Annotated in this window: 10 protein-coding genes; 5 read left to right on the top strand and 5 right to left on the bottom strand. The window is 68.2% G+C overall.

Going from position 1 to position 11,068, the window contains the following annotated elements; all coding sequences use genetic code 11:
- Positions 1–15: 15 nt before the first annotated feature.
- From JOF29_RS14270 to JOF29_RS14255, 4 genes are all read right to left on the bottom strand, one after another.
- Positions 16–1,032 (bottom strand): ABC transporter permease, encoded by a 1,017-nt coding sequence (locus JOF29_RS14270; protein ID WP_209694679.1) that lies wholly within the window; start codon positions 1,030–1,032, stop codon positions 16–18.
- A gap of 11 nt (positions 1,033–1,043) precedes the next feature.
- Complete coding sequence (locus tag JOF29_RS14265; protein WP_209694678.1) at positions 1,044–1,916, bottom strand: ABC transporter permease; 873 nt, start codon at positions 1,914–1,916, stop codon at positions 1,044–1,046.
- The gene (locus JOF29_RS14260; RefSeq protein ID WP_209694677.1) at positions 1,913–2,938 is read right to left on the bottom strand and encodes a sugar phosphate isomerase/epimerase family protein; all 1,026 of its coding nucleotides are present in this window, start codon (positions 2,936–2,938) and stop codon (positions 1,913–1,915) included. The genes JOF29_RS14265 and JOF29_RS14260 overlap by 4 nt, the downstream gene beginning before the upstream one ends.
- Before the next feature lie 498 nt (positions 2,939–3,436).
- On the bottom strand, positions 3,437–4,972 hold the full coding sequence (locus JOF29_RS14255; RefSeq protein ID WP_209694676.1) for a PucR family transcriptional regulator: 1,536 nt from the start codon (positions 4,970–4,972) through the stop codon (positions 3,437–3,439).
- 180 nt (positions 4,973–5,152) lie between these two features.
- On the opposite strand from JOF29_RS14255, the gene JOF29_RS14250 reads away from it, so the two are divergent.
- From JOF29_RS14250 to JOF29_RS14235, 5 genes are read left to right on the top strand one after another with little or no spacing between them, the layout of a single operon-like run.
- The gene (locus tag JOF29_RS14250) at positions 5,153–6,628 is read left to right on the top strand and encodes an MFS transporter (RefSeq protein ID WP_209694675.1); all 1,476 of its coding nucleotides are present in this window, start codon (positions 5,153–5,155) and stop codon (positions 6,626–6,628) included.
- Positions 6,615–7,745 (top strand): sugar phosphate isomerase/epimerase family protein, encoded by a 1,131-nt coding sequence (locus tag JOF29_RS14245; RefSeq protein WP_209694674.1) that lies wholly within the window; start codon positions 6,615–6,617, stop codon positions 7,743–7,745. Before JOF29_RS14250 ends, JOF29_RS14245 begins: the two co-directional genes overlap by 14 nt.
- Positions 7,738–7,872: a hypothetical protein gene (locus JOF29_RS44470; protein ID WP_281067236.1), complete on the top strand. Its 135-nt coding sequence runs from the start codon at positions 7,738–7,740 to the stop codon at positions 7,870–7,872. The genes JOF29_RS14245 and JOF29_RS44470 overlap by 8 nt, the downstream gene beginning before the upstream one ends.
- Positions 7,869–8,879, top strand: coding sequence for a DUF6282 family protein (locus JOF29_RS14240; protein WP_209694673.1), 1,011 nt, complete (start codon positions 7,869–7,871; stop codon positions 8,877–8,879). The genes JOF29_RS44470 and JOF29_RS14240 overlap by 4 nt, the downstream gene beginning before the upstream one ends.
- An 11-nt stretch (positions 8,880–8,890) precedes the next feature.
- The gene (locus JOF29_RS14235) at positions 8,891–9,604 is read left to right on the top strand and encodes an aspartate/glutamate racemase family protein (protein WP_209694672.1); all 714 of its coding nucleotides are present in this window, start codon (positions 8,891–8,893) and stop codon (positions 9,602–9,604) included.
- Positions 9,605–9,651: 47 nt separating this feature from the next.
- On the opposite strand, the gene JOF29_RS14230 is transcribed toward JOF29_RS14235, so the two are convergent.
- Positions 9,652–10,899 (bottom strand): amidohydrolase family protein, encoded by a 1,248-nt coding sequence (locus JOF29_RS14230; protein WP_209694671.1) that lies wholly within the window; start codon positions 10,897–10,899, stop codon positions 9,652–9,654.
- Between the last annotated feature and the right edge of the window lie 169 nt (positions 10,900–11,068).

Here is an 11,068-nt window from a genome sequence, read left to right as displayed (position 1 = left end):
CCTGATCGGGTCATGTCACCGGGCTCCAACTCGGACGCGGGGATCGATGGCGGCGTACGTGATGTCGGCGAGGAAGCTCACTGTCACATAGAGAACAGCGCTGAGGAGGATCACTCCCTGGACGACCGCGAAGTCCTTCTGGAGGATCGCGTCGACGGTGAGGGAGCCGACTCCCGGCCAACCGAACACCTTCTCGATCAGTACGCTGCCGGTCATCAGTTCGGCGAAAAGCATCGCGGTCGCGGCCACCAGCGGCAGCAGGGAGTTCGGGATGACATGCCGGACGAAGACCTTCGACCGGGTGATACCGCGGCTGCGCGCCACGAGGACGAACGGCTCCCGCACGGTGGTGCGCAGCTGCGACCGGAAGAGCCTGCTGAGGAACGCGAATGGACCGACCGCGATCGCGGCCCCAGGCAGCACCAGGTGCCAAAGAGCATTCAAGAAGGTGGAGAACTGGCCCGCCTTCAGCGCGTCGATCGTGTAGAGGCCGGTGAACGCCGCCGGAGGCTGGATCCCTGGCGACAGACGGCCCTCGGGACCTGGGAAGACCCCCAGCTTGACGGCCAGCAGCAAGATGGCCACCAGTGCGAGCCAGAACGGCGGCGAGCCCATCGCCAGCGAGGACGCGACGCGCAGTAACACGTCAGCGCCACGCTTGCGCCGATAGACGGCGACGGCACCGAAGACGACCGCGGACACGACAGCGAACGTCACGCCGGTCAGCCCGAGCTCAACGGTCGCCGGCAGCCGGGTCCGGACGACGTCGGCTACGTTCTGGCCGGTACTGTAGGAGAATCCGAGGTTCCCATGGCCGACCGTGGACAGGTAGTCCCAGAACTGGGCCGGCAGCGGTTTGTTCAGGCCCATGGCGCTGCGCAGGTTGTCGATGGTGGTGGCGTCGGCGAGTTCACCGCCGACGAGCCTGGCCGGATCGCCCGGAAGTTTGCGCAGCAGCACGAAGGAGAACAGCGAGGCGCCGAGAATGGTGCCGAGAGCAACCATCAGGCGTTTGGAGACCAGGTTCAGCATCGGCATTCCTCTCAGTCCGCCACGATGTACTCGCCGCGCGGGTCGAGGATCTCGCGGGCCCGGTCGGCGATGATGGTGGTCAGGGTGACGGCGACGAGCAGCACGAGGCCCGGGAAGGCGGCGACCCACCACTGGCCGGTCAGGAAGAACTGCTGACCGTCGGTGATCATGGCTCCGAGCTCCGCCGTCGGTGGCTGTGCCCCCATGCCGAGGAAGCCGAGCGCGGCGAGCGCGAGCACAGCGGCCCCGAACACCGCAGCCATCTGGAGCACGATCGTCGAGATCAGGTGCGGCAGAATGTGCCGGAACAGGACACGGCGCTGGCTGGCGCCGATCGCCCGCGTCGACTTCACGAACTCCATGGCCGAGACCCGCATGACCTCACCGCGCAGGGTCCGCATGTACCAGGGGAACGAATGGATCGACAGACCGATCACCACCGCAGGGATCCCCGGCTTCAGGGCCATCACCACGGCCATGGCCAGCATGATCGAGGGAAAGCACAGGATCGAGTTCGTCAGCCAGGTCAGGGCGACGTCGACGTACCCGCGCAGAGCACCTGCGAGCAGCCCGGTGAGACAGCCCAGCACGGCTCCCGCGAGCGCGACGAGGAGACCGGCGCCCAGCGACGTACGAGCACCGGCGAGAACCCGTGCGAGCAGGTCCCGACCGAGACTGTCGGTGCCGAGCGGGTGTCTGCTCGACGGCGGCGACAACTGGGCGCCGAGATCGACGGCATTGGAGTTGAACCGCCACACGAGCGGTCCGACGACGACAGCCAGAGCCACCAGTCCCAACGCGCTCAGCGCCAGGACCAGGATCCTGTCACTGGAGGAGACACGACGCCGGATACTGCGAGGCGATGCGAGTGCGATGCTGGTCATGAAGGCTCTCCACTGATGGACTCGAGCACCGATCGGAGGTAGGCGGCACTCCGGCGCAGTTGGCCTGCCCGGGCCTCCGCATCGAGTTCGACGTCAAGGTCGTCGAGGGTGGGGCCGGCGCCGGTGCGAGCGCGCCGCTCGCAGGCCACCGCTCCCTGTACCAGCCGCGCCAGCTCGTCCGGCCGCACGTGCGGCTCGGCCTCGAACCATCTGCTGTCGAAGATGTCGACGTCGAACTGGCCACGGTGCTGCTCGAAAACGAGGTACTGCGCGGGCGCTTGGTCGAGGAGACTGCGCAGTATTCCGCTCCAGTCGAGGATCCCGTCGCCACACGGCCGGAGCCGTCGTCGCAGGCCGGACTCGACGAAGTACAGGGCGACGTCCTCGAGATGCGTCTGATAGACGTACGGCGCCAGCCGCCGCGTCGCCGCTGCCGGGTCCTCGCCACGGACGACCAGGTTCGCGACGTCGAGGCTCACTCCGAAGACGTCCGCCCAAAGGGTCTCGACGAGGCGGAGCACCTCCACCGAGGACAGATCCTCGTGAGTCTTGATGTTCAGCCGGCAGCCGCTCTCCTCGAGGTAGGGACGCATCGCGCGCAGCGTCGTTGCGACCTGCGCGAGCTGATGCCCGTGGTCCCCCGGTCCGCCTCCCCGTTCAGTCCGCGTGTACGCGAAGAACTGCGTGCACCCGAGCGCCACCGCGGCATCGGCGGCGGCAAACAGTTCGTCGAGGACCGACGTCGGATCGTTGGCCGGACCTATGAACCCGATGCCGGTCTCGACAAACAGTCCGCGCTCCGCAGCCGCAGCACCGACGTCCGCGAGCTCGGCGCGGTCGAGGGTCATGCTCGCCGCCCTCGGCGTGGAGAAGAGGACACCTTCCAGCCCGAGGCGCTCGGCGTAGTCGAGGGCAGCCGGCCAGTCGCCCTCCGCGATCCCTTGGGTCGCCCCACACATCGCCCCGAGCCGCATGGGCACGGCCGAACTCGGCGTGGAGGTAACGCTCTGAAGACTGGTCATACCCGGTCATTGCCCTTCGGTCGCGTGGCGACAGGCAGCTCGAGGAGCCGCATCCTCCTGCGCAGGTCCCTCATCCGCGGTCCTTTCAACAAAGGATCGATGTACGCCTGACGTACATCTGCACGTTCTACGTACACGGTAGGTCCGTGGCGCAGATCACGTCAATGCCCAAATCGACGGCGCACGGACATGGCGCATCGTTCCGGGGACACCGTTCTACGTGTCGTGCCTATGGCTTCCGAAGGCCAGGAGCCTGGGATCGTGAGCCGCCTGGCACAAGTGCTCGCCGGTGACGAGCCCGCGCGAGCGGAACCGGATGCGTTCGCTCAGCTCCTGGTGCCGGCGTCCGCGTCGGCGAGGACGGACTACTTGCTCAAGTCAACGACGGCCAGCCCGGCCTGGCCGCGTACGTATTCCCCGGCGACCTCCGCCGGCACGACGACAGCGCGCAACAGCCAGAAATCCGGATTTGGTCGGATCCTCCAGTTCAGAGCGACCTCACAGCGACTTCAGGGCGAGGAACATGTCGACACGGTCCTCGAAATGGGACAGGTCGCGCCCGGTGATTTCCTGGATCCGGTCGATCCGGTAGCGCACCGAGTTCACGTGCAGGTGGAGCTGCTCCGCGGTGCGCGCCCAGGAGCACGCGGTGTCCAGGAAGGTCGTCAACGTCAGCACCAAGTCACCTCGCGTACGGCGATCGTGGTCGAGGATCGCGGCCAGAACGCTGGTCGCGTACGTACGCCGTACGTCTGCAGGCACCGCGGCCAGCAGGAGCACGTGTGACGTGACGTCCTCCGAGCTCACCACGCAGACCGGCGTACCGCCGACGCGGGCGACCCGGTGCGCGAACCGCGCCTTCTCCAGCGCCTCGCCGAGAGCGGATGCCTCGGCCGGTCCGCTGATGCCGACGGACAGCGTCGTACCTGGTAACAGGCCTGGTTCGAACCGTGCGCAAGCGGTGCGCACCAGGTCCGGCAGCGCCGGCGAGTGTGGCAGGAGTGCGACCGCAGTGCCGTCTGCGCTACGGGCCACCACCGGTCGGCCGACCGTCAGCGCGATGTCCTCCAGCAAGGCCGGGGCGCCCTCGGGTGGACCGCTGCCTGCGATCTCGACGATCACGACGGCGACCGGCCGATCGGTGGCCAGACCGGTCTGCCGGATCCCTGCCAGTACGTCGTTCTCCGGTGCGCCCGCCTCGATGGCCGCCACCGCGTCGGCGGCGATCGGGCGCAGGGCGCGTTGGCTCTCGTCCCGCCGGGAGCGATCGAGCGACGCGATCGCGGACAACTCACCGACCGCGTCGACCTCCTCCCGCGGCCAGGTCCGCAGGTCGCCGTCGACGACCACCAGCCAGGTCGTGAGCCGCTGCCCGAGCGTCGAACCGACGGGAAACACGCTGTAGGTCGCGGTCCCGGTCTCGATCGGCGCGGGCAACCGGTCAGCGGTGAGAAAGCCTGCGGTGACTGCGTCGACGGTCTCGGGATCGAGCTCGGCCGGACCGGGTACGACGTGCCGGCCGGACGGCGTGAGCACCCGGCAGACGTGGCCGAAGGCAACTGATACCCGATCGGCGAGCTCGTCCAGGCTGCGACCGGCCGCGATCGCCGAGAGCATCTCGCGCTGGCGTACCCGGCTGGCCGACGTACGGGCATGGCTGCTCTCGGAGTCGTGCTCGGCGATGTGCTCGGCGATGTCGGTGAACGCGACCTCGGCCGGCACCTCGATCAATGTCAGCCCGTGCACCCGGCAGGCCTCGACCAGGTCCTCCGGGATCTCACCCAGCCGCTCGCTGTCAGCCAGCAGCGCCTGGACGTTCCGGCCCGACAACGCGCTCACGAACCGCTCGCTGTCACCAGGCCCGCGCCGCCAGATCAGACCGCTGAGCACAAGCTCGCCGCCACTCAGGTACCGACCAGGCTCCACCAGATCAATCGTCACCACCCGCCCAACCGGCTGCACCAGAGCACCCGGCGCACCAACCAGCATCCGCAGCCCAAGGGCCTCGTCATCAAGCAGCTCCGACAGCAGCATGAACAACCTCCAGTCCTGGATGAATCTACAGTTTCAGTCCCCGATAGACACCCCGCAACTGTGGGATTGCATGAGTCCCATGCTTGACAGTCGGCGTGGCCAGGTTCAGCCTTCTACCCAATCGGAATGAAGTTTCCGATATGCGGAATTCCGTCCTTCGGTAGAGGTCAGGAGCGCACGATGGCTGAGCAAGAAGAGATTCCCGAGCAGGACGTCCTGCTCGCCACGACAACCAGCACGGTTGGCGACCGGGCGTCCGACGACGGCCGGCGAGCGCTGCTGCTGCTCGGCTCCGTGATGGACCGGATCGGGACCAACCGAAGTCACAAGGTCATCCTCGCCGTGGTCGTCTTCGGTGCGTTCTTCGACGTCATCGAGCAGAACACCGTGGGCATCGTCGGCCCGTCCCTGAAGGCGCAATGGGGCGTCTCGTCCGCCGGGATCGGCTTCCTGGCCTCCGCGACGTTCGGGGCGATGTACGTCGGTGCCGCGCTCAGTGGCTGGCTGAGCGACCTCAAGGGCCGCAAGACGATGTTCAACTTCAACCTGGCGCTCTACAGCGTCGGCGCGCTCGTCTGTGCGCTGGCGCCGACCTTCCCGGTCCTGGTGATCGGTCGTGCGATCGTCGGTCTCGGACTGGGTGGTGAGTTCGTCGTCGGGCTGGCGCTGCTCGCGGAGATGACGTCCACGCAGTACCGCAGTACTGCGGTCGGGCTGCTGCAGGTGGGCGCCGGAGGGCTCGGCAATCCGGCCGCCTATCTGTTCGGCTTCGTGATCGTGGGCGTGGTCGGTCCCGACCTGCCGCTGTGGCTCGGCGGACCGGACGCGGCCTGGCGCTGGGTCTTCGCTCTGCTCTGCCTGCCGGCCCTGCTCGTTCTCTGGACGCGCCGGCATATGCCGGAGACACCGCGGTACCTGCTGAGCAAGGGGCGCATCGCGGAGGCGAACCGATCGCTCAGTGTGCTCGCGTCGGGCCGGCTGAACCCGAACGGCCTGAACGTGACGAGCTACCTGCCGGAGAACCTCCGGCTCGGGCAGTCCGGCGTACGGTGGACGGAGATCCTCCGCGGACGGCTCGGCCGCAACTCTGCGGTGCTCGGCGCCTGCACGGCCTCGCTGTTCGGTGCACAGTTCGTACTGCTCACCTTCTGGCCGGTTCTGCTCGTCGAGCAGGGCTACGCGATCGCCACCAGTCTCTGGTTCACGATGGTGATCTTCCTCGGCGCGGTCACCGGGGCCTTGTTCGCCTCGATGCTGAACGCGAGGTTCCGCCGGCGTCCCACCATCGCCGTCGCAGCCGGGCTCTCCTGCCTGTCGGCGCTGGCGTTCGCGTTCCTCGCCCACGGCGCGGTCGCGATCCTCGTCCTCGGGTTCCTGTTCGAGTTCTTCTCCTGGTGGGCGAACTGCTCGATCTCGACCTGGTGCCCGGAGCTGTACCCGACCCGGGTCCGCGCGTTCGGGATCGGCGTGATCTCGAACCTCGGGATGATCGGCGGCGCGCTGCTGCCGCCGCTGGCCGGGGCGCTGCTCAGCTCCCTCGGACCGGTCGCCCTGCTGAGTCTGGTCGCCGCGATGTGCGCGGTCGTCCTGATCGCTGTTCCGTTCGGGCCGGAGACCTTCGGACGTTCGCTGGAGGAACTGCATGATGAGAGCTGATCCACGGTTCCCGCGCGTCGGCGTCGACGGGCTCAAGATCCCCGAATCGGCCAAGCGCGGTCCGCTCGGAACCATCGAGCACGCGCATCAGCTCGGCCTCGAGGGTGTCTTCTTCCGGTCGGTCCTCGATATCAGCCCGACCCTCGATGCGGCCGAGTTGCGGACCGCCCGGGCCTGCGCGGACGACCTCGGGATGTACCTCGAGACCGGGCTCGGCAAGGTGAACCCGTTCGCGATCCCCGAAGCACCTGAGCTCCGGGCGATCGGCGACGGCGACACCTTGCTCGGATTCCGGCGGATGATGGAGGCCTGCGCGGCGATCGACTGCCGCGAGCTGTGGTCGTCCACGGCGTTGTTCAAGCCCCAGTTCCGCGGCCGGCTCGCCTGGGACCGCTTCCGGACCGACGTCACCTGGCCCGAGCAACTGGTCGCGATCGAGCGCTTCCTGCAGAAGCTGGCGCCGTTCGCGCGCGACCTCGGCATCCACGTGAACCTCGAGACCCACGAGGAGATCAGCTCCTTCGAGCTGGTCCGGCTGGTCGAGGCTGTGGGGCCGGACGTCACCGGGATCGTGTACGACACGGCCAACCCGCTGCACCGGATCGAGCACCCGGTATGGACCGCCCGGCGAGTCGCGCCGTACGTCCGGCAGAGCCACATCAAGGACGCTCGTCTCGCCCATGGCGAGGACGGGCTCTACTACCAGCTGCGCCCGTGCGGCACGGGGGTCGTGGACTTCGGCGAGGTACTCCCGATCATCCTCGACGCGAACCCTGCGCTGAACCTCACGATCGAGAACTACGAGTCCTACGAGGACCGGCCGCGACAGCCGGAGAAGTGGCTCCTCGAGATCTACGAAGCGGAGTTCCTCGCGGCCCATCCCGATCTGACGGTGCCGGAGTTCGCGGCGTACCTCGAACTCGTCCATCGGTACGAATCCCGGATCGCCGCGGGCGAGCTGCCGGACCTCGAAACCTATGCGGCGCAGCCCTTCGACTACGCCGAAGCGGTCGCCTCGATCGTCGGCAGCGCCGCCCACGTTCGCCACATCTGCTCCACCCGGAACCTCGGGGAAAGGCCGGTAGGACACGGCCCCGCGAGGACGAACGATGGCTGAGCGAGAAACGCTGCGGTCGACGACCACGGAGCGCGCCGCGCAGGACGTGGAGCTGCTCGCCGTGGTGCTCCTCTTCAGGTTCATCAGCAAGGAACCCACAACTGAAAGGACGGAACAGACCCTATGACTGACCTCGCGGAGACCTGGGACAACCGCTCGATGGAGCTTCCGGACGAACTGATCCGGGGCGCGATCGACATCCACGTGCACGCCGGTCCCTGGCTGCGGTCGTGCCCCGGACGGCTCGATCCCTTCCAGATCGCCGAGCAGGCCCGGGACGCCGGGATGCGGGCGCTGATGTATCTCGACCACACCCTCGGGATGAGCTGCGGTACGTCGCAGCTGACGACGCGCCAGGTACCGGGCGTCGACGTGTACGGCGGGATCATCCTGACCTCCGTGCTCGGTGGACTGAACCCACGCGCGGTGAAGACCGCTCTGCAGTACGGCGCCGGCGCCCGGTTCGTGCACTTCGGCGCGCACTGCACCCACTTCATGACCACCCACGAAGGCAGCTACGTCGACGGGAAGCCGGTGCTGTTCAAGGACCGGTACGCCGAGTTCCAGCGGGAGGTCGACCGCTCGATCCGGATCCCGCTCGACGGTTCGGTCCCGGACGACCTGGCCGAGATCCTGCAGCTGATCGCGGACCACCCGCACGTCCACCTCAACACCGGGCACGTCTCGGTCGAGGAGGCGATGGTACTGGCAGACCTGGCGATCGACGCCGGGATCCGGAAGATCGTGGTCGCCCACCCGTGCCGCGGCCGGATGACCGTCGAGCAGCAGCGAAAGCTCGCGGACAAAGGCGTACTGCTGGAGGGCGCCGTCTCGGACTGGATGTTCCACCGCGGCCTGCCGCGCACCAACTACTACGTCGAGCGCGAGTGGGCCGACGAGATCGCGGGTATCGCCAACGCACCGGAGTTCAGCGGCGTGATGCCCTGGGCCCGGCAGATCCGCGAGATCGGCGTCGAGCACTTCGTCCTCGGCACCGACTACGGCATCCGCTCCGGGCCGACGCCGGTCGAGGGCATGCGGACGCTGATCAGTTCGCTGCTCGACCTCGACTTCAGCGTCGACGAGATCAACACCATGATCAAGACCAACCCCGCTCGGCTGCTCGACCTCTGATGGAGGACACCGTGCCGACCGTTGTGCTCGTGAACCCGAACACCAACGCACAGACCACCGCGATGATGACCGAGTTGGTACGTCCGGAGCTGGCCGCCGCCGGGCTGACGGTCGAGGGCATCACGGTCGCGCACGGTCCCCGGATGCTGGCCGATCCCGTCGTTCTCGCGGCCGCCGAGGCGCACGTGGTCGACGCCGTACGCCGGCGGCTCGCTGTGGATCGGGCCGATCACGGTCAGCCCCGCGATGACGAGGTCGTCGGGGTGATCGTCGCGGCGATCGGGGATCCTGGACGGGATCGGCTCGAGGACGAACTGGAGCTGCCCGTGATCGGCATCGGCCAGGCGTCGATCCTCGCCGCTGCTCGGGGCGGCCGGCGGTTCGGGATGGCGACCAGCACGCCGCTGCTTGCCGGCTCGCTCACCGCGCTGGTCGCGCGCTGGGGCCACAGCGACACCTTCACCGGCGTCCGCCTGACCGAGTCCGAACCGCTGGTACTCGCTGCCGACCCCGAGCGTCAGTTCCACGAATTGGCCGTCGCCGTCCGCGCCTGCGCCGCCGACGGCGCGGAGGCCGTGATCATTGCCGGCGGCCCGCTGTCCGGTACCGCCCGCCGCCTCGCCGAACTCAACCTCACCCCGATCGTCGAGCCCCTACCAACCGCAGCCGCCCTAGCCCTCACCGACCTCCGCAGCCGCCGCAGCCGCCGCAGCCGAGAAGCCTGAATGATGCAGGGTTGCCCGCTGAGAATCTGACCGGGCAAGCCTCGTGCCTAGAGCAGGGCGAGGCCGTCGGCGACGACCTGGCCGGCGTGGATGACGGTCCTGTCCGTACCACGGTCCATCACGGCCGACGTCGGCGTCTCGCCGTCGACCAGCAACAGTTCGGCCGGATCGCCGACCGCCACACCGGGGCGATCCGCGACGCTCTTCAGCCTGGTCGACTCCGGGTCGAGAACGCTGGCGCCACCAACGGTCGCGACTGCCAGGCAGTGCTCGATCAGCTCGTCCTTGCGGTACCCGTTCGTGAACGCGAGCTGCCATGTCCGGTCGAGCATGTCGCAGTTGCCGTACGGCGACCAGTAGTCGCGCTGCCCGTCCTCACCGAGCCCGAACCGCACCCCGGCTTCGGTCAACTCTTTCAGAGGCAGCTGTCCCGACGCCGACGGTGCGATCGACGCCATCGACACGTCCAGCTCGGCGAACTCCTGAATCAGCCGGCGGGTGGTCGCCTCGTTCACGCTGCCCAACTGGTACGCGTGCGACAGCGTCACCTTGCCCTGCATCCCGAGCGCCCGCGTTCGCTCCAGGATCAGGTCGGTGCTGAACACCGCGAGCTCACCCGGCTCGTGCAGATGGACGTCGACCGCGACCTGGTACTTCTCGGCCAGCCCGAACACGATGTCGAGATGCCGGACGGGATCCCGGTCGAGCATGCACGGGTCGATCCCGCCCACTACGGTCGCCCCGGCCTTCAGCGCCTCCTCGATCAGCTCGGCCGAACCTTCCTCGCGGAGCAGCCCGGCCTGCGGGAACGCGATGATCTCCACGTCCGCCGCGTCCTTGAAGTGCTCCTTCGCGGCCAGCACCGCCTCGAACCGTTCCAGCCGGCAGTCCACGTCGATCTGCGCGTAGCTCCGGACCCGCGTCGTGCCGCGGGCGATCATCGCGCCGAGCGTGTTCCGGACCCGCTCGGCGATCGAGGCTTCCGCCGTACGCCAGTTGTCGCGGTCGTTCAGCATCATCGCCCACACGCCCGGCGCCCCGGTGTGCGGCCGGAACGGCAGACCGATCCGGGTCGAGTCCAGGTGCACGTGGACATCGGAGAACGACGGCACCAGCAACCGCCCGCGACCGTCCACGACCGCACCGTCGGCCGCACCGTCGGCCGCACGGTCGACCGCACCGTCGACCGCGCCCGCCGCGTCGTACGGCCGGATCTCGGCGATCTGCCCGTCCCTGAGGACGACGTCGCTCGCTGCGCCGCCCCACGGCCGGACGTTGCGGATGGTCAGACTCATACGGCTGCTCCTTTGTCGACAACCAGCAAACACCGTCTGGTATACCAGATGCGCTCAGGAACCGACCACCGCGCCACCGCGCCGCTGTGCCGCTGTGCACCTGCGCCGCACAGCCTCCAGGTAGGCCCTCCTACCTGTTCACCGACGGCGCGATCACCGGGCGTACTCA

This window comes from Kribbella aluminosa (assembly GCF_017876295.1).
Taxonomy (GTDB): domain Bacteria; phylum Actinomycetota; class Actinomycetes; order Propionibacteriales; family Kribbellaceae; genus Kribbella; species Kribbella aluminosa.
Note: the sequence above shows the minus strand (reverse complement) of the source record. Positions and strands in the feature narration are given on the sequence as shown.